This window comes from Streptomyces sp. NPDC017676 (assembly GCF_044329325.1).
In the GTDB taxonomy this organism is placed as follows: Bacteria; Actinomycetota; Actinomycetes; order Streptomycetales; family Streptomycetaceae; genus Streptomyces.
On sequence record NZ_JBIRJA010000007.1, the window covers coordinates 88,955 to 107,888 of the forward strand.

An 18,934-nucleotide genomic window follows, 5' to 3' on the forward strand; every position below is an offset into this window, starting at 1 on the left:
GGCGTGCCGTAGTCTCGTCCTCAGTCAGGCACCTAGGTTGAGGGACTCACGTGGCAGAGGCGGAGCGGATCATCGGTACGCCGGACACCCCGGACGACGGCGGCGAGCACACGGCGGCGGCCGGAGCACCCGCCGGCACCGGCGCGGCCGGTGCGCCCGGGCAGGCCGGCGCGTCCGGCGCGGGCGAGCAGGGGACCACGGCGGGGCGGACCGGCCGCGGGCGCCGGATCGCCGTGCTGTTCGCGGTGGCCGCGTTCGCGTACGCCCTCGACCTGATCAGCAAGATGCTCGTCGTGTCCCGCCTGGAGGGGCACGCGCCCATCCAGGTGGTCGGGGACCTGCTGGAGCTGCACGCGATCCGGAACCCGGGTGCCGCCTTCGGGTTCGGCGCGGCCTTCACGGTGATCTTCACTCTGATCGCCGCGGCCGTGATCGTCGTGATCATCCGCCTGGCCCGCAAGCTGTACAGCTTCCCCTGGGCGGTCGCGCTCGGCCTGCTGCTCGGCGGCGCGCTCGGCAACCTCACCGACCGGATCTTCCGGGCGCCGGGCGTCTTCGAGGGAGAGGTGGTGGACTTCATCGCGCCCAAGGGGTTCGCGGTGTTCAACCTCGCCGACTCGGCCATCGTGTGCGGCGGCATCCTGATCGTGCTGCTGTCCTTCCGCGGCCTGGACCCCGACGGCACGGTCCACAAGGACTGATCCCGGGGTCCGTCCGGGTTTTCCACAGGCTCGTGCGGAGCCGTCCGGCCCGTCCGGCATACTCGACGGGTGAGCACGATTCCCGAGATCCGTACCCTGCCCGTGCCCGACGGCCTGGAGGGCGAGCGTGTCGACGCCGCCATCTCCCGGATGTTCGGCTTCTCCCGCACGAAGGCGGCGGAGCTGGCCGCGGCCGGCAAGGTCCAGGTCGACGGCGCGGTGGTCGGCAAGTCCGAGCGGGTGCGCGGCGGCGCCTGGCTGGAGGTCGAGATGCCGCAGGCGCCCGCGCCGGTGCAGGTGGTCGCCGAGCCGGTCGAGGGCATGGAGATCGTGCACGACGACGATGACGTGGTCGTGATCGTCAAGCCGGTCGGCGTGGCCGCGCACCCGTCGCCGGGCTGGTCCGGCCCGACCGTGATCGGCGGTCTCGCCGCCGCCGGGTACCGGATCTCCACCTCCGGCGCCGCCGAGCGCCAGGGCATCGTGCACCGCCTGGACGTCGGCACGTCGGGCCTGATGGTGGTCGCCAAGTCGGAGTACGCGTACACGTCGCTCAAGCGCCAGTTCAAGGAACGCACGGTCGACAAGCGCTACCACACCCTGGTCCAGGGCCACCCGGACCCGACGAGCGGGACCATCGACGCCCCGATCGGCCGCCACCCGAACCACGACTACAAGTGGGCGGTCACGGCCGACGGCAAGCCCTCCGTGACCCACTACGACCTGATCGAGGCGTTCCGTGCCGCCTCTCTGCTGGACGTCAAGCTGGAGACGGGCCGCACCCACCAGATCCGCGTCCACATGGCCGCCCACCGCCACCCGTGCGTCGGCGACCTCACCTACGGCGCCGACCCCACCCTCGCCAAGCGGCTGCGCCTGACCCGCCAGTGGCTGCACGCCGTTCGCCTCGGCTTCGAGCACCCCGGCGACGGCTCCTGGGTGGAGTTCGAGAGCGACTACCCCGAGGACCTGCAGAAGGCCCTCGACCAGGTCCGGGAGGAGACATGGGCGTGAGCCCCGCCTACAGCGTCCGGGTCGCCGAGGACCCCGCCGACCGCGAGGCCTGCTTCGCGGTCCGCAAGGAGGTCTTCGTGGCCGAGCAGGGCGTGGCCGAGGACATCGAGTACGACGCCTACGACGCCGTGGCCGTCCATGTGCTGGCGGTCCGCGAGGACGGGGTGCCGCTGGGCACCGGGCGCCTGCTGCACGGCGAGGCGGCGGCCGCCAAGACCGGCGGGGACCCGGCGGTGGGCTCGCTGGGCCGGCTCGCCGTCTCCCGGGCGGCCCGTGGGCTCGGCGTCGGCGCGGCCCTGGTGCGCGCCATCGAGGACGCGGCCCGCGCGCGTGGCCTCACGGCCGTGGACCTGCACGCGCAGACCCACGCCCTGGGTTTCTACGAGCGGCTCGGCTACGAGGCGTACGGCCCCGAGTTCCCGGACGCGGGCATACCGCACCGGGCGATGCGCCGGGCCCTGTAGCCGGGTGAGCCGCCGTCGGCCGCGCGGCTCCCGCCGGGGTGCGCGGCCGTCCAGGCATCGGTACGCCGGGCCGCGGGCGTCATGGCAGGCTTGAGGTCTGCCGTGTGATCGTCGACTCCCGGAGCGCCGTCCGTGGACCAGCTGGCTCTGTTGTTCGTACTGCTGCTCGGCGCCCTGGTGAGCGTCCCGGTGGGGGACCGGTTCGGGGTGCCGGCGCCGGTGCTGATGACCCTGTTCGGCGGGGTCCTGGCCGTGGCCGAATTCGTGCCCAACGTGAACATCCCGCCGGACCTGATCCTGCCCGGGCTGCTGCCACCGCTGCTCTACGCCGCCGTACGCCGGACCTCCTGGCGGCAGTTCGCGGCCAACCTCCGGCCGATCTTCCTGCTGGCCGTGGCCCTGGTGTTCGTCACGACGGTGTGCGTCGCGTTCGTCGCCAACGCCATCGTGCCGGGACTGCCGATCGCCGCCGCCGTCGCGCTGGGCGCCCTGATCGCGCCGCCCGACCCGGTCGCCGCGACCAGCGTCGCAGGACAGCTCGGGCTGCCGCGCCGCCTGGTGTCGATCCTGGAGGGCGAGGGCCTGTTCAACGACGTCACCGCCATCGTGCTGTACCACGTGGCCATCGCCGCGGCCGTGAGCGGTACGTTCTCGCCCTGGCGGGCGGGTCTCGACCTGGTGCTGTCCGCCGTCGTCGCGGTGGCCGCCGGTCTGGCGCTGGGCTGGGGCGCGAACAAGCTGATGGACCTGCTCGGCGATCCCACCCTGCAGATCGGCATGACCCTGCTGGTGCCGTACGCCTCCTACGTGCTCGCCGAGAAGCTGCACGGCTCCGGGGTGCTCGCGGTGCTCACCACCGCGCTGTTCCTCGCCGAGTACGCCACCGACGCCGACGACGTGATGACCCGGCTCGCCGGCCACACCTTCTGGGACATCATCGACACGCTCGTCACCGGCGTCGCCTTCGGACTCATCGGACTGGAGCTGCACAACGCCATCCGCACGGCCCAGGGGCGGTGGGGCGAGATGCTCGGCTGGGCGGCGGCCGTCGTGGGCGTGGTGGTCGTCGTACGGCTGCTGTGGCTGCTGCCGGCGACCTGGCTGACCAAACGGCTGCACGCCCGCCGGGACTACGACGAGGAGATCCCGGTGAGCTGGCGGGAGACCGTCGTGATGTGGTGGTCCGGGATGCGGGGCGTGGCCTCGGTGGCGCTGGCGCTGGCCGTGCCGCTCAGGACGGACGCCGGGGCGCCGTTCCCCGACCGGGACGAGATGGTCTTCATCGCCTTCGGGGTGATCGTCGCCACGCTGGTCGTGCAGGGGCTGACGCTGCCGTGGCTGGTGAAGCGGCTCGGGGTGCGGGCCGACTCCGAGCGGGAGAAGGAGTTCGAGAAGGAACTGGCGGTGCGGGCGGCGAGGGCCGCGAAGCGGCGGCTGCGGGAGATCGAGCAGGTGGAGGAGCTGCCCGAGGAGCTCTCCGAGCAGATGCTGCGGCGGGCCTTCGACATCGGGATCCGGATCAGCCCGGACATGGGGGAGGAGGAGCGGCGGGAGGCCCATCACCAGCGGGCCAAGCGGCTGAAGCGGGTGCGGCGCATCCAGAACGAGATGCTGAGCGCGGCGCGCCACGAGGTACTGGCGGCGCGGAGCGAGCCGGGGGCGGACCCGGAGATCGTGGACCGGGTGCTTCGGCATCTCGACGTGCGGAGCCTGCGGTGAGCGCCGCGCACAAGCCCCCGGGCGGGCGCTGTTCCTGAGCTCCATCGCCGCCTACCGGGGCTCGGGCACGGGTGCGTACGCGGCGGCCCAGGCCGGTCTGCATCCGTACGCCCACGACCTGGCCCGGGAGTTGGGCTCGCGCGGCATCACCGTGCACGTGGTCGCCCCCGGCCGCGAGCCGTCGGCCACGTCACCTCGCGGATCGTCCAGGCGAGCGGAGGTGCCGAACGGGGCCGTCGAGCGGCGCGGGCGGCGGGTTCCGGCCGGTGACGGGTGGGTACCGGCCGGTGCCCGGTCAGCCCCGGCCGGTGCGCGGGAACTCGTAGGCCCTGCGCAGGGACGCGCGGTCCGGGGACGGGACACGGGACGGCGGCAGCACCGAGTCCGCGGTGTTCACCCGGGGCAGTGCGTAGGGGTGTTCCGCCGACAGCCAGCTGATCATCTGCTCGCGGACCGCGACCCGCACGGTCCAGATGTCGTCGGCGTCCTTCGCCGTCACCAGCGCGCGCACCTGGATGGTGTTCGGCGTGGTGTCCGTCACCTGGAGGTTGCACGCACGGCCGTCCCAGGCCGGGCACGCGCGCAGGATGTCCCGCAGCTTCTCGCGCATCGCCTCGATCGGCGCGCTGTGGTCGAGATGCCAGTAGACGATCCCGGTCATCTGCGGGGTGCCACGGGACCAGTTCTCGAAGGGTTTGGAGGTGAAGTACGACACCGGCATGGTGATCCGGCGCTCGTCCCAGGTCCGTACCGTCAGGAAGGTGAGGGTGATCTCCTCGACCGTGCCCCACTCGCCGTCGACCACGACGGTGTCGCCGATGCGCACCATGTCGCCGAAGGCGATCTGCAGCCCGGCGAACATGTTGGAAAGTGTCGACTGGGCGGCGACACCGGCGATGGCGGCGATGATGCCCGCCGAGGCCAGCAGGGAGGCGCCCGCCGCGCGCATCGCCGGGAACGTCAGCAGCATCGACGAGACGGCCACGACGATGACGATCGCGGACACCACCCGCATGATGAGCTCCACCTGTGTGCGCACCCGGCGCACCCGGGCCGCGTCGCGATGGACGCGGGCGTAGCGGGAGTAGGTGGTCTCCACGATCGCCGCGGCGATCCGGATCACCAGCCAGGCGACCGATCCGATCAGCACCAGCGTCAGTGTCCGTCCGATGCCGACCTGGTGCCGCTCCAGCAGCTTCGCCTGGTCGTACGAGCCGCGCAGCAGAGCGGTGCACAGCACGAGCTGGTAGGGGATGCGGGCACGGCGCAGCAGCCCCCACAGGGGGGTGTCGTGGTCGCGTTCGTCGGCCTTGCACAGCAGCCGGTCGGTGCCCCAGCCGATGGCCAGGGTCAGCAGCACCGTGCCGCCGAGCACGATCAGGGGGCGGAGTACGTTCTCCATGCCTCCGCTCCTAACCGGCGGGCGCAGGGCATGAACATGTGAGTTCGGCGCGTTCCTGGGTACGGCGGCACCGGCACTGCCGTGGCCGGCTGGCACCATGGCCTCATGAACATCATGCTCTTTCACTCGACCTACGGGCTCAGGCCCGCGGTGCGCGAGGCCGCGGACCGGCTGCGCGCGGCGGGCCACGAGGTGTGGACGCCGGACCTCTTCGAGGGGCGTACGTTCGACACCGTCGAGGACGGCATGGAGTTCAAGGAGCGGATCGGCAAGGAGGAGCTGCTCAAGCGGGCCGTGCTGGCGGCGGCGCCGTACTCGGACCGCGGGCTGGTGTACGCGGGGTTCTCGCTCGGCGCCTCCGTCGCCCAGACCCTGGCCCTCGGCGACGACAAGGCGCGCGGGCTGCTGCTCCTGCACGGCACGTCGGACATCGCGCCGAACGCGCACGTGGACGAGCTGCCGGTCCAGCTGCACGTGGCCGAACCGGATCCGTTCGAGACGGACGACTGGCTGAGCGCCTGGTACCTGCAGATGGGCCGGGCGGGCGCCGATGTGGAGGTCTACCGGTACGCCGGGGCCGGGCACCTCTACACCGACCCCGAGCTGCCGGACTACGACGCGGAGGCCGCCGAGGCCACCTGGCGGGTGGCGCTCGGCTTCCTCGAATCGCTGGGCTGAGCGGTCGCCCCGGGGTGATCACACCGGGTCGTAGGTCCGCTCGACCTTCTGTGTGCCGCTGCGGGTGCGGTAGGAACGCACCCAGGTGGAGGTGGCGTTCGCGTCGGTGCGGTCGGACAGCACGTAGTAGTCCATCTGCGCGCGGTCGGCTGTGATGTCGAGCACGCCGTAGCCGTGCCGGTCGGTGTCCACCCAGTGGACGTGCCGGTTGGCGGCCTTGATGACCGGCGCGGCGACCGCCGAGACCGTGCCCTCGGGGACCTTCACGATGTCGTCCAGGTTGTCGGAGGTCACCGAGGTCACCACGAACTCGGTGGCCGCCGACGCGGACAGCGGGTAGGTGCCCGCGTCCACCGGGACGTCGTTGGCCCACGCCATGTGGATGTCACCGGTCAGGAAGACGGTGTTGCCGATGGCGTTGGAGCGCAGGTGGGTCAGCAGTTCGCGGCGGTCGTCGGTGTAGCCGTCCCACTGGTCGGTGTTGGCGGCGATGCCCTCCTGCGGCAGTCCGAGCAGCTTGGCGAGCGGCTTGAACAGGTCGGCGGAGAGGGAGCCGAAGGAGAACGGCGAGATCATCACCGAGTTGCCGACCAGCCGCCACCTGGTGTCGGAGGCCTTCAGACCGGCCTTCAGCCAGTCGAGCTGGGCGCGCCCGGTGAGCGTGCGGTCCGGGTCGTCCACCGAGCCGCTGGCCGTGGACGCCTGCTGGGAGCGGAAGGAGCGCAGGTCCAGCAGGGAGAGGTCGGCGAGCTTGCCGAAGCGCAGCCGGCGGTAGGTGGTGCCCGCGACGGCCGGGCGGACCGGCATCCACTCGAAGTACGCCTGCTTCGCGGCGGCCTGACGGGCCGCCCAGGTGCCCTCGGCGCCCTCGGTGTGGTTGACGGCGCCGCCCGACCAGGCGTTGTCGGCGAACTCGTGGTCGTCCCAGATCGCGACGACCGGCGCCTTCAGGTGCAGGGCCTGGAGGTCGGGGTCGGTCTTGTACTTGGCGTGCCGGATCCGGTAGTCGGCGAGGGTGAGGATCTCGTTGGCCGGCGCGTGCGGGCGTACGACCTCGCCCCGGGTCCCGTACTCGCCGGACTTGTACTCGTAGATGTAGTCGCCGAGGTGGAGCCAGGCATCGAGGTCGTTGCGGGCCGCGAGGTGGCGGTAGGCGGAGAAGTAGCCGGCCTCCCAGTTGGCGCAGGAGACCACGCCGAAGCGCAGGGAGGAGACGTCGGCGTCCGCCGCCGGCGCGGTGCGGGTGCGCGCCACCGGGGAAGCGGTGCCGCCGGCCGAGAAGCGGAACCAGTAGTCGGTGGCCGGCTCCAGGCCGCGGATGTCGGCCTTCACGGTGTGGTCGGAGGCGGCCGTCGCGGTGGTGGAGCCCTTGGAGACGATGCTGGTGAACGCCTTGTCCCTGGCGACGATCCAGCTGACCTCGGTGTCCGGGCCGAGCCCCGAACCCGGTATCGCCTCCGGGACCGGGGTCACCCGGGTCCACAGCAGCACACCGTCGGGCAGCGGGTCGCCGGACGCGACACCGTGCAGGAAGGCGGGGGCGTCCGTGGCGGCGCGGGCCGACGCGGCGGCGGCCAGCGGGCCGGCCAGGACAGCGGTCGCCGCCGCGGCCTTGACGACCGAACGGCGGCGGGGCGAAAGCGAACCGAGGTTCTGGGAGGCCTCGGACGATCTGTATCGACTGGTCACGGACGATCAGGTTACTGATCGGTACGCGCGAGAGCGGGCGAACTCGCAAAAGTTCGCCCGCTCTTTGACTGCTGGTCGGCTCAGCCCTTGAGGGCCGCGTCCAGCGCGGTGTTGAACTCGGCGACCGACATGGGCGCGTTCTTGCCGTCGGAGCCCGTCAGGGTCTTGCCGTCCATCTTCAGGGTCGGGGTGCCCGAGATGCCGTCCTTGTCGAAGAGCTTGGACTCCTCCAGCGCCCACCTGTCGTAGGTGCCGTCCTTCACGGCCTTCTGGAACGCCGCGTTGCCCTTCAGTGCGGGGACCGTGTCAGCGATCTTGATCAGGTAGCTGTCGTCCTTGAACTTGTCGGTGGTCTCCTCGGGGTGCCACTTCTTGGAGTACATCGCGGTCTTGTACTCCAGGAAGGCCTCGGGGCTGACGTCGAGCGCGGCGCCCAGGGCGCTGAGCGCGTTCTTGGAGCCCTCGCCGGTCAGGTTCTTGTCGAGGAAGGTGGCACCGACGTACTGGATCTTGAACTTGCCGGCGTCGAGGTCCTTCTTGACGGTCGGGCCGACCACCTGCTCGAACTCGGCGCAGACCGGGCAGCGCGGGTCCTCGTACATCACCAGGGTCTTCTTGGCGCTGCTCTTGCCGAGGACGATCGTCGTGCCGTCCGTGCCCGAGGTGTTGGCCGGCTCGACGAGCTTGTCGTCCTTCGCGGCCTCCCAGTAGGCGGGCTTGTTGTTCTGCACGACGGCGTAGCCGATGCCGCCGGCCGCGGCCAGGACGGCCACGACCGAGGCGGCCACGATGAGCTGCCGCCGGGCCTTGTCGCGCTTGGCCTGCCGCTCGCGCTCCTGGCGCAGCCGCTCCCGGGCCGCCGTCTTCGCCGCCTGGCTGTTCCGCTTGCTCATATTGGTGATCTCCATGTGGGACGCGCGCACGTCGTACGCGGAATACGTGTGGGGGACTGGTCGTGCTCAGGCGAATGCCGGGGAGCACGGCGGTCCACGCCGTCCCAGGGAGTGCGTGAGGAGCCGGTCGCGGGCGGCGGCGCGGCGCGGGGCCGGGCGGGGCAGCCGGCGGGCCGGCAGCGGCCGTGCGGCGACCGCGGCCACCGCCAGCAGCAGCGGCCGGAACGTGGTGGCGGCGACCGCCCGCAGCAACTGGGTCAGCGCCCGCTCGCCCCGGCGCAGCCAGGCGGCGGCGAGCAGCCCCACGCCGATGTGCGCGGCGAGCAGCAGCCAGGCGGTGGCCGGGCCGGCGTGGGCGAGCAGCGCCCCGGAATGGCCGGGGCCGCCGGCCATCTGGGTCAGCGGGGTGCCCACCCGGCCCTCGCACAGCACGTCCAGGCCGACCGCGCGCAGCGGACCGGCGACCGGGCCGCCCGCGCGGCCGTAGCAGGCGTGCTGGCCGGTGGTGAACACCGTGTCGGCGGTCAGCTCCAGCGGGATCAGCAGGGCCGCGATCCGGCCGAAGCCGCGTTCACGGCCCGCCAGCGCGTACGCGGTGACGAACACCCCGGCGGCGACCGCGCCCACGGTCGCGGGCGGCAGCGGAGCACGGGACAGCAGCACGTGCGACGCGGTGCTGAGCGTCACGACGAAGGCCGTGAACAGCGCCGCGCGCACGGCTCTGAGCTGGGTCCCGGATATGTCCATAGCGAAAGGAGAGTCTGTCACGTGGGCCGGTAAGGGACCCCTAAAGGGTGCCTGTGAATCCGTGAAGGTTACAGCCCCGGAATCCGGCCGTTGCGGAACAGGTCGACGAAGATCTGGTGGTCGGCACGCGCGCGTGCGCCGTAGCTGTGCGCGAAGTCCACCAGCAGGGGCGCGAAGCCCTCCTCGTCGGCCGCGAGCGCCGCGTCGATGGCCCGCTCGGTGGAGAACGGCACCAGGGACTCGCCGGAGGTGTCGTCCGCCGCCGCGTGCATGGTCGCGGTGGCCCGGCCCAGGTCGGCGACGACGGCCGCGATCTCCTCCGGGTCGTCGATGTCGTCCCAGTCCAGGTCCACGGCGTACGGCGAGACCTCGGCGACCAGCTGGCCGGCGCCGTCCAGCTCGGTCCAGCCGAGCCACGGGTCGGCGTGCGCCTGGAGGGCGCGCTGGGAGATCACCGTGCGGTGGCCCTCGTGCCGGAAGTAGTCCGCGATGGCCGGATCCGTGATGTGCCGGGAGACGGCCGGGGTCTGGGCCTGCTTGATGTAGATCACGACATCGTTCTCCAGGGCGTCGCTGTGGCCCTCCAGGAGGATGTTGTACGACGGCAGGCCGGCGGAGCCGATGCCGATGCCCCGGCGGCCCACGACGTCCTTCACCCGGTACGAGTCCGGGCGGGCCAGGGAGGAGTCCGGCAGCGTCTCCAGATAGCCGTCGAAGGCCGCCAGGACCTTGTAGCGGGTCGCCGCGTCCAGCTCGATGGAGCCGCCGCCCGGTGCGAAGCGGCGCTCGAAGTCGCGGATCTCGGTCATCGAGTCCAGCAGGCCGAAGCGGGTCAGCGAGCGGGCGTCACGCAGCGCGTCCAGCAGCGGACCCTGCGCGGTGTCCAGCGTGAACGGCGGCACCTCGTCCCGCTTGGCCCCCGTGGCCAGGGCGTGGACGCGCTCGCGGTAGGCGGTGGCGTAGACCGTGACCAGCTCGGTGATCTGCGCGTCGCTGAGGGCCTTCGCGTACCCGATGAGCGCGACCGACGCCGAGAAGCGCTTCAGGTCCCACGTGAACGGGCCGACGTAGGCCTCGTCGAAGTCGTTGACGTTGAAGACCAGGCGGCCGTTGGAGTCCATGTACGTGCCGAAGTTCTCGGCGTGCAGATCGCCGTGGATCCACACGCGCGAGGTGCGCTCGTCCAGGTACGGGCCGCCGCGCTTCTCGGCGTCGAGGTCGTGGTAGAAGAGGGCCGCCGTGCCCCGGTAGAAGGCGAAGGCCGAGGCCGCCATCTTCCGGAACTTCACCCGGAACGCGGCCGGGTCGGCGGCCAGGAGCCGGCCGAAGGCGGTGTCGAAGACGGCGAGGATCTCCTCGCCGCGCTGCTCCTCGTCGAGCTGGGGGACCGACATCGCGGGGTGCCTCCTGGTGCGTGACCTGTACGACAGCGTTTCTGCCGTACCCAACGCACGAAGGTACGCGGGAGTGCCCGCCGTCACCCGGCCACCACCCCACATCGGGGGCGCTTCGCGCCAAGTCTTCATCTCGTTGTCAGTGCCGCGGCATAGACTTCGACGCTGACCCCAGAACTGTCCGCCAGCCCGTCGCCGAGTGCCCGCCCGTCACCCGACCACCGCCCCTCAACGAGGCGCTTCGCGCCGCAGTGTTTTCCCGGAGGCCTCACCGTGTCAAAGCCGCCCTTCACGCACCTGCACGTCCACACCCAGTACTCGCTGCTGGACGGTGCCGCGCGGCTGAAGGACATGTTCAACGCGTGCAACGAGATGGGCATGACGCACATCGCCATGTCCGACCACGGCAACCTCCACGGGGCGTACGACTTCTTCCATTCCGCGAAGAAGGCCGGAATCACCCCGATCATCGGGATCGAGGCGTACGTCGCCCCCGAGTCCCGGCGGAACAAGCGCAAGATCCTCTGGGGCCAGCCGCACCAGAAGAGGGACGACATCTCCGGTTCGGGTGGTTACACCCACAAGACGATGTGGGCCGTGGACAAGACCGGCCTGCACAACCTGTTCCGGCTCTCCTCCGACGCCTACGCCGAGGGCTGGCTGCAGAAGTGGCCCCGGATGGACAAGGAGACCATCGCCCAGTGGTCCGAGGGCATCGTCGCCTCCACCGGCTGCCCCTCGGGCGAGGTGCAGACCCGGCTGCGCCTCGGCCACTTCGACGAGGCGCTCAAGGCCGCCGCCGACTACCAGGACATCTTCGGCAAGGACAGGTACTTCCTGGAGCTGATGGACCACGGCATCGAGATCGAGCGCCGGGTCCGTGACGGCCTGCTGGAGATCGGCAAGAAGCTCGGCATCCCGCCGCTGGTCACCAACGACTCGCACTACACGTACGCGCACGAGGCGGGCGCCCACGACGCCCTGCTGTGCATCCAGACCGGCAAGAACCTGTCCGACCCCGACCGCTTCAAGTTCGACGGCACCGGCTACTACCTGAAGTCCACGGACGAGATGTACGCCATCGACTCCTCGGACGCCTGGCAGGAGGGGTGCGCCAACACGCTCCTCGTCGCCGAGATGGTGGACACCACCGGCATGTTCGAGAAGCGCGACCTCATGCCCAAGTTCGACATCCCCGAGGGCTACACCGAGGTCACCTGGTTCCAGGAGGAGGTCCGCCGCGGCATGGAGCGCCGCTTCCCGGGCGGCGTCCCCGAGGACCGCCAGAAGCAGGCCGAGTACGAGATGGACGTCATCATCCAGATGGGGTTCCCGGGCTACTTCCTCGTGGTCGCCGACTTCATCATGTGGGCCAAGCGCCAGGGCATCGCGGTCGGCCCCGGCCGGGGCTCCGCGGCCGGCTCGATCGTCGCCTACGCGCTCGGCATCACCGACCTCGACCCGATCCCGCACGGCCTGATCTTCGAGCGGTTCCTCAACCCCGAGCGCATCTCCATGCCCGATGTCGACATCGACTTCGACGAGCGCCGGCGCGTCGAGGTGATCCGGTACGTGACGGAGAAGTACGGCGCCGACAAGGTCGCCATGATCGGCACCTACGGCACCATCAAGGCCAAGAACGCGATCAAGGACTCCGCGCGCGTGCTCGGCTACCCGTACGCGATGGGCGACCGGATCACCAAGGCCATGCCCGCCGATGTCCTCGGCAAGGGCATCCCGCTGTCCGGCATCACCGACCCCAGCCACCCGCGATACTCGGAGGCGGGCGAGGTCCGGGGGATGTACGAGAACGAGCCGGACGTGAAGAAGGTCATCGACACCGCGCGCGGTGTGGAGGGCCTGGTCCGGCAGATGGGCGTGCACGCAGCCGGTGTGATCATGTCCAGCGAGACCATCACCGAGCACGTCCCGGTCTGGGTGAGGCACACCGACGGCGTGACCATCACCCAGTGGGACTACCCGAGCTGTGAGTCGCTCGGCCTGCTGAAGATGGACTTCCTCGGCCTGCGCAACCTCACGATCATGGACGACGCCGTCAAGATGGTGAAGGCCAACAAGGGGATCGACATCGACCTCCTGAGCCTCCCGCTCGACGACCCCACGACCTTCGAACTGCTCCAGCGCGGCGACACCCTCGGCGTCTTCCAGTTCGACGGCGGCCCCATGCGGTCGCTGCTGCGGCTGATGAAGCCGGACAACTTCGAAGACATCTCCGCCGTGTCGGCCCTGTACCGCCCGGGCCCGATGGGCATGAACTCCCACACGAACTACGCCCTGCGCAAGAACGGGCAGCAGGAGATCACGCCGATCCACCCCGAGCTGGAGGCGCCGCTCAAGGAGGTCCTGGACGTCACCTACGGCCTGATCGTCTACCAGGAGCAGGTGCAGAAGGCCGCCCAGATCATCGCGGGCTACTCGCTCGGCGAGGCCGACATCCTCCGTCGCGTGATGGGCAAGAAGAAGCCGGAGGAACTGGAGAAGAACTTCGTCATCTTCCAGGCCGGCGCCCGCAAGAACGGCTACAGCGACGAGGCCATCCAGGCGCTCTGGGACGTGCTGGTCCCGTTCGCCGGCTACGCCTTCAACAAGGCGCACTCCGCCGCGTACGGCCTGGTGTCGTACTGGACGGCGTACCTGAAGGCGAACCACCCCGCCGAGTACATGGCCGCCCTGCTCACCTCGGTCAAGGACGACAAGGACAAGTCCGCGGTCTACCTCAACGAGTGCCGGCGCATGGGCATCCGGGTGCTTCCGCCGAACGTCAACGAGTCCGAGGCCAACTTCGCCGCCCAGGGCGACGACGTGATCCTCTTCGGCCTGTCCGCCGTCCGCAACGTCGGCACCAACGTGGTCGAGTCGATCATCAAGTGCCGCAAGGCGAAGGGGAAGTACGCCTCCTTCCCCGACTACCTCGACAAGGTCGACGCGGTGGTCTGCAACAAGCGCACCACCGAATCGCTGATCAAGGCCGGCGCCTTCGACTCGATGGGCCACACCCGCAAGGGCCTCATGGCCCAGTACGAGCCGATGATCGACAACGTGGTCGCGGTCAAGCGCAAGGAGGCCGAGGGCCAGTTCGACCTCTTCGGCGGGATGGGCGAGGAGACCAGCGACCAGCCCGGCTTCGGCCTCGACGTGGAGTTCACCGACGACGAGTGGGACAAGACCTACCTGCTCGCCCAGGAGCGGGAGATGCTCGGTCTGTACGTCTCCGACCACCCGCTCTTCGGCCTGGAGCACGTGCTCTCCGACAAGGCGGACGCGGGCATCGCCCAGCTCACCGGCGGTGACTACGCGGACGGCTCGGTGGTGACCATCGGCGGCATCATCTCCGGCCTCCAGCGCAAGATGACCAAGCAGGGCAACGCCTGGGCCATCGCCACCGTCGAGGACCTGGCGGGCTCCATCGAGTGCATGTTCTTCCCGGCCACCTACCAGCTGGTGTCCACCCAACTCGTCGAGGACGCCGTGGTGTTCGTCAAGGGCCGCCTCGACAAGCGCGAGGACGTGCCCCGGCTGGTCGCCATGGAACTGATGGTCCCGGACCTGTCCAACGCGGGCACGAACGCGCCCGTCGTGCTCACCATCCCGGCCGTGAAGGTGACCCCGCCGATGGTCAGCCGCCTGGGCGAGATCCTCAGCCACCACAAGGGCGACAGCGAGGTCCGGATCAAGCTCCAGGGCCCGCGCAAGACCACCGTGCTCCGCCTGGACCGGCACCGGGTCAAGCCCGACCCGGCGCTGTTCGGCGATCTGAAGGTGCTGCTCGGCCCGTCCTGCCTGGCCGGCTGAGGCCCGGCGGAGGGCGTCGGGAAGGGCGTCGAGGAGGCGTGAACGCGAAGGGGCGCACCCTTGACGGGTGCGCCCCTCACCTGTGCCCGGGCTTCAACTGCCCTTTAGTTGTGGCCGAAGCTCTTCTGCTTCTTGCGCGCGGCCTCCGAAGGGCTGCCCGGGGCGTGCGCCATGGGCGGCTCGTGCTCCTCCGCCTGCGGACGCTGCGCGTGCTCGGACTGCGGAGCGCGGTTCTGCGGGCCGGACTGCTTGCGGTTCTTGTTCTTGGCCATGGTGATGCCTCCTGTGGGGGATCTAGGGGCCAGGGCCGGGACCAGATTCACATACGCTGACATCAAGCGCATGTCGGATAATTACCGTGTGTGACAGGGGTGGTGAGCGCACCGGAGCCGCAAACGCCACGCCGAAGATCGAGTTCGGGCCGTTAACCCCCGCGTGGTCGGGCAGACTCGAAGGAAGTCCGAAGCAAAACCTCCCGGGAAGAGGGTGAGTCGCGTGGACCGCTGCATCGTCCTGGTGGACGCCGGGTATCTGCTGGGAGCCGCCGCCAGCCTCCTCGCCGGTGAGCCCTCGCGGTCCCGGATCACCGTCGACCACGCCGCGCTGATCCAGGCGCTGCGGGAACGCGCGGAGTCCGAGACCGAGCGCCCCCTGTTGCGCATCTACTGGTTCGACGGCGCCCCCGACCGGGTCCCCCAGCCGGAGCACCGCCGGCTGCGCGTCATGCCCCGGGTCACCGTTCGCCTGGGCGCCCTCACCCGCAGTGACGGACGCTGGGCCCAGAAGGGCGTCGACGCCGCCATGCACGCGGAACTGACCGAGCTGGCCCGCAACCGCGCCTGCTCCGACGTCGTCCTCGTCACCGGCGACGGCGATCTGCTGCCCGGCATGATGGCCGCCAAGGAGCACGGCGTCGCCGTCCACCTGTGGGCCGTCCAGGCCGCCGACGGCGACTACAACCAGTCCGAGGACCTGGTCGCCGAGGCGGACGAGCGGCGCGTGCTGGACCGTGCCTGGATCACCCAGGCCGTCCGCGCCAAGGAGCTGACCGGCGTCTGTGCCCCGCCGCCCGCGCCCCGCCCCGAGATCGCCGCGATCCTCTCCGCGCCGCTGCCCGAGTCCGCCCTCGGCACCGCGGCCGAGCGGCCCGCCGAACAGCCCGCCCACCCGCCGGCCGCCGCCGTGGCCGAGAACGGCTCCCAGGAGCGGGTGACCGCCTCCAAGGGCGTCCCGACCCCCAAGGACCTGGCCGCTCTGCGCGCACCCGGTACCCAGTCCGTCCAGCACCCGGCGACCGCGACCCTGCGCTGGTCCTCCGACAAAGGCTGGGTCGACCGGCCCGGGGTGGTCGCCGAGCCCCCCGAGGCCGCCTCCATGCCGACGCTGGCCCAGCTCACCACCGCCGAGCAGCGGTGGGCCGACCGGGAGGAGGACATCACCACCGTCGGCGGTGACCCGTACGAGGTCGGGCAGGTCTTCGCCCGCCGCTGGATGTCCCGGCTCGGCGACCAGAGCCATCTGCAGCGGCTGTCGCAGATGTACCCGCGCATCCCGCACCGGATCGACGGGGAGCTGCTGCGGTACGCGGCCCGGTTCGGGCTGCTCGCCCACAAGGACGACCAGATCGACGAGCACGACCGTTACGCCATTCGGGCGGGGTTCTGGCGGGAGATCGACGTCCCGGCGGCGGCCGAACAGCACGCGCCCGCCGCCGACTGAACGCCCGGAGCCGCCCCCAAGGGCGAGTAAAGGCCCCCGACCCCGTAGGCTCGTCCCTTGTGAGTACGCGCGCGGGACAGGCACTTCGGTACGACGAGGTCGTACGCGTGCGCGGGCTCGGCAAGACCTACCCGGCCGTCAAGGGCCGGCGGGGCGCCCCGGGCACCCCCGAGGTGCGGGCCACCGACGGGGTCGAACTGGACGTGCGGCGCGGCGAGGTCTTCGGACTGCTCGGCCCCAACGGCGCCGGCAAGTCCACCCTCGTACGGCAGCTCACCGGGCTGCTGCGGCCGGACACCGGCAGCGTCGAGATACTCGGCCACGACATCGTGCGCCACCCCGAGCGGGCCGCCCGGCTCCTCGCCTACCTGGGCCAGGAGTCCACCGCCCTGGACGAGCTGACCGTCTCCCTCGCCGCCGAGACCACCGGGCGCCTGCGCGGCCTGGACGTCCGGCGGGCACGGGCCGAGCGGGACGCCGTCCTGGAGGAACTGGGGCTGACCCCGATCGCCGGACGGGCGCTGAAGAAGCTGTCCGGCGGGCAGCGGCGGCTCGCCTGCTTCGCCACCGCGCTCGTCGGGGAACGGCCGCTGCTCGTGCTGGACGAGCCGACCACCGGCATGGACCCGGTGGCCCGGCGCGCGGTCTGGGCGGCCGTGGACCGGCGGCGGGCCGAGCGCGGCACGACCGTGCTGCTGGTCACCCACAACGTCATCGAGGCCGAGACGGTCCTGGACCGGGTCGCCGTGCTCGACCAGGGCCGGGTCATCGCCTGCGACACCCCCGCCGGACTCAAGGCGCGGGTCGCCGGCGAGGTACGGGTGGAGCTGGTGTGGCGGGAGCGGGCGCCGCTGGAGGTGCCCGAGGTCGCCGCGCTGCACGAGCGGGCCGTGGAGTCCGGCCGGCGCTGGACGCTCCGGCTCGCACCCGAGGAGGCCCGCGCCGTCGTCGCCACGGTGACCGGCGGTGCCGCCTTCGCCGCCCTGGACGACTTCACGCTCGCCACGCCCAGCCTGGAGGACGTCTACCTGGCGCTGGGCGGCGCGGCCCGGCAGGGGCTGGTGAAGACGTGAGCGCGCCGGCCGTGGAATGCGTGGAGGTCTGCGCGACCGCCGGGGTGGACAGGCCCGCCGTGGCGACTGCCGCAGGGAAGAGGAGCAGCCCGTCGTGAGTGTCGTACCCGCCGAGGTTCTGCCGGGCGGTGCCCGGGCCGTACCGGACACGGCGGCCGGCGCGGCCGAGCTCGGGCCGTCCGCGCGGCTGTGGCCGTCGCTGGTGGCCGTCTACCGGGCGCAGCTCTCCCGGGCCCGGGTGGCGCGGATCCCGCTGCTGTTCGTGGCCACCTTCCAGTCCATCGGCATCGCCGTGATGATGCGCGGTGTCGTCGACAGCGGCCACGAGGCCCAGTCCGTGGTGGCCGGGTCCTCCGTGCTGGTCGTCGCGTACGTCGCGCTGAACCTGCTGTCGCAGTACTTCGGGCAGCTGCGGGCCAGCGGCGGGCTCGACCACTACGCCACGCTGCCGGTGCCGCCGGCGGCCGTGGTGCTGGGCGCGGCGGCGGCGTACGCCTCCTTCACCGTCCCGGGGACCCTGGTGACGGCCGTCTTCGGCTGTGTGCTGTTCGGGCTGCCGCTGTCCAACCTGTGGATCCTGGTGGCCGTCATCCCACTCGCCGGGGCCGCGCTGGCCGGGCTGGGCGCCGCCTGCGGGCTGCTCGCGCCCCGGCCGGAGCTGGCCACGCTGCTCGGACAGCTCGGCATGTCGGCCGCGCTGCTGCTGGGCGTGCTGCCGGCCGACCGGATGCCGGAGATCGTACGGCTGGCCCGTGATCTGCTGCCGTCGACCTATGGCGTGGAGGCGTACGCGCGGACCTTCGGGGCGGACCCCGACTGGGCCGTCGTCCTCGCTGACCTGGGTGTGTGCGCGGGTGTCGGGGTGGTCTCGCTGGCCGTGGCGGCCTGGGCGTACCGCAGGGCCGCCGTCCGGTGACGCGGCCCACAGCCCGAGCTGGCACGATAGTCGGGTGACCGCACCGCTGACTCCGCCTCCTCCGCCGCACGAGAACTCCCCGCACCAGGTCTGGCAGGCACCGCCGCCCGCAGGGGCGCCGGGCGCGGGCGCGTACGAACAGGACGGCCCCGGGATGAAGACGGAACTGCGGGAGGCCGCCGTGATCACGGTGGCGCTGGCGCTCGGCGGGGTACTGCTGGGGCTGCTGTGGTGGTGGCTGGCGCCGCACGTGCCGCTGATCGGTGCCGAGGTCGACAAGAACTGGGTCGTCTACGTGAAGGACACCGAGGGCGAGCAGGCGGTCGGGGTGGACGGAACGTTCATCCTGCTGGGGCTCGCCTTCGGGCTGGTCAGCGCCGTGGTGGTGTTCCTGCTGCGGCGGCGCGGGGGTGTGCCGCTCGTGGTGGCCCTCTGCCTCGGCGGGCTGCTCGGGTCGCTGCTGGCCTGGCGGCTCGGGGTGTGGCTGGGGCCCGAGTCGGACGTGCTCGCGCACGCGCAGGCCGTGGGCAAGGGCGTGACGTTCTCCGCGCCGCTGAAGCTGTCGGCGAAGGGGGCGTTGCTGGCGTGGCCGTTGGCGGGGTTGCTGGTGCATATCGGACTGACCGCGCTGTTCGGGCCGCGCGACCCCGAGCTGCCGTACGGCGAGAGGCCGTGACGGACGCCGTGGAGTGAGGTGCCGTGGCGGAGGCGC

General features: G+C 71.4%; 16 protein-coding genes and 1 pseudogene. 11 read left to right on the forward strand and 6 right to left on the reverse strand.

From position 1 onward, the window contains the following. Positions 1–50 precede the first annotated feature (50 nt). The 5 genes and pseudogenes from lspA to ACH4LD_RS16715 form a co-directional block, all read left to right on the forward strand. A complete protein-coding gene (gene lspA, locus ACH4LD_RS16695; RefSeq protein WP_398058568.1) occupies positions 51–701 on the forward strand; it encodes a signal peptidase II in 651 nt (216 codons plus the stop codon). A gap of 69 nt (positions 702–770) precedes the next feature. Beyond that, a complete protein-coding gene (locus ACH4LD_RS16700) occupies positions 771–1,715 on the forward strand; it encodes an RluA family pseudouridine synthase (protein ID WP_059248819.1) in 945 nt (314 codons plus the stop codon). Next, positions 1,706–2,179: a GNAT family N-acetyltransferase gene (locus tag ACH4LD_RS16705; RefSeq protein ID WP_132783887.1), complete on the forward strand. Its 474-nt coding sequence runs from the start codon at positions 1,706–1,708 to the stop codon at positions 2,177–2,179. The genes ACH4LD_RS16700 and ACH4LD_RS16705 overlap by 10 nt, the downstream gene beginning before the upstream one ends. Before the next feature lie 132 nt (positions 2,180–2,311). Next, positions 2,312–3,898, forward strand: coding sequence for a Na+/H+ antiporter (locus ACH4LD_RS16710; RefSeq protein ID WP_398058567.1), 1,587 nt, complete (start codon positions 2,312–2,314; stop codon positions 3,896–3,898). Next, positions 3,897–4,168 (forward strand): annotated as a pseudogene (locus tag ACH4LD_RS16715) (SDR family NAD(P)-dependent oxidoreductase); the annotation flags it as partial. The gene ACH4LD_RS16710 and the pseudogene ACH4LD_RS16715, both read left to right, overlap by 2 nt. Before the next feature lie 25 nt (positions 4,169–4,193). On the opposite strand, the gene ACH4LD_RS16720 reads toward ACH4LD_RS16715, so the two are convergent. Continuing rightward, positions 4,194–5,300, reverse strand: a complete 1,107-nt coding sequence (locus ACH4LD_RS16720) for a mechanosensitive ion channel domain-containing protein (protein WP_132783889.1) — start codon at positions 5,298–5,300, stop codon at positions 4,194–4,196. A 105-nt stretch (positions 5,301–5,405) separates the two neighbouring features. On the opposite strand from ACH4LD_RS16720, the gene ACH4LD_RS16725 reads away from it, so the two are divergent. Further along, positions 5,406–5,978, forward strand: coding sequence for a dienelactone hydrolase family protein (locus tag ACH4LD_RS16725; protein ID WP_103815220.1), 573 nt, complete (start codon positions 5,406–5,408; stop codon positions 5,976–5,978). A gap of 18 nt (positions 5,979–5,996) precedes the next feature. Here the strand turns inward: ACH4LD_RS16725 and ACH4LD_RS16730 are convergent, their stop codons facing one another. From ACH4LD_RS16730 to ACH4LD_RS16745, 4 genes are all read right to left on the reverse strand, one after another. Continuing rightward, a complete protein-coding gene (locus ACH4LD_RS16730; RefSeq protein WP_398058566.1) occupies positions 5,997–7,667 on the reverse strand; it encodes an alkaline phosphatase D family protein in 1,671 nt (556 codons plus the stop codon). Between the two features lie 80 nt (positions 7,668–7,747). After that, on the reverse strand, positions 7,748–8,560 hold the full coding sequence (locus ACH4LD_RS16735) for a DsbA family protein (protein ID WP_398058565.1): 813 nt from the start codon (positions 8,558–8,560) through the stop codon (positions 7,748–7,750). 66 nt (positions 8,561–8,626) lie between these two features. Next, positions 8,627–9,307: a hypothetical protein gene (locus tag ACH4LD_RS16740; RefSeq protein WP_132783892.1), complete on the reverse strand. Its 681-nt coding sequence runs from the start codon at positions 9,305–9,307 to the stop codon at positions 8,627–8,629. A 68-nt stretch (positions 9,308–9,375) separates the two neighbouring features. After that, positions 9,376–10,701 carry a DUF2252 domain-containing protein gene (locus ACH4LD_RS16745; protein ID WP_398058564.1) on the reverse strand — a complete coding sequence of 442 codons (1,326 nt, stop codon included), beginning with the start codon at positions 10,699–10,701 and terminating at the stop codon, positions 9,376–9,378. A 273-nt stretch (positions 10,702–10,974) separates the two neighbouring features. Here ACH4LD_RS16745 and dnaE point away from each other — a divergent pair, with 273 nt between their 5' ends. Then, on the forward strand, positions 10,975–14,514 hold the full coding sequence (dnaE, locus tag ACH4LD_RS16750; protein ID WP_398058563.1) for a DNA polymerase III subunit alpha: 3,540 nt from the start codon (positions 10,975–10,977) through the stop codon (positions 14,512–14,514). 104 nt (positions 14,515–14,618) lie between these two features. Here the strand turns inward: dnaE and ACH4LD_RS16755 are convergent, their stop codons facing one another. Next, positions 14,619–14,786, reverse strand: a complete 168-nt coding sequence (locus tag ACH4LD_RS16755; protein WP_165951540.1) for a hypothetical protein — start codon at positions 14,784–14,786, stop codon at positions 14,619–14,621. 223 nt (positions 14,787–15,009) lie between these two features. Here ACH4LD_RS16755 and ACH4LD_RS16760 point away from each other — a divergent pair, with 223 nt between their 5' ends. From ACH4LD_RS16760 to ACH4LD_RS16775, 4 genes are all read left to right on the forward strand, one after another. Then, positions 15,010–16,233, forward strand: coding sequence for an NYN domain-containing protein (locus tag ACH4LD_RS16760; RefSeq protein WP_398058562.1), 1,224 nt, complete (start codon positions 15,010–15,012; stop codon positions 16,231–16,233). A gap of 59 nt (positions 16,234–16,292) precedes the next feature. After that, positions 16,293–17,306 (forward strand): ABC transporter ATP-binding protein, encoded by a 1,014-nt coding sequence (locus ACH4LD_RS16765; protein ID WP_132783896.1) that lies wholly within the window; start codon positions 16,293–16,295, stop codon positions 17,304–17,306. 94 nt (positions 17,307–17,400) lie between these two features. Next, on the forward strand, positions 17,401–18,222 hold the full coding sequence (locus ACH4LD_RS16770) for an ABC transporter permease (RefSeq protein WP_103815205.1): 822 nt from the start codon (positions 17,401–17,403) through the stop codon (positions 18,220–18,222). Between the two features lie 34 nt (positions 18,223–18,256). Further along, complete coding sequence (locus ACH4LD_RS16775) at positions 18,257–18,898, forward strand: AAA family ATPase (protein WP_132783898.1); 642 nt, start codon at positions 18,257–18,259, stop codon at positions 18,896–18,898. The last annotated feature ends 36 nt before the right edge of the window (positions 18,899–18,934 follow it).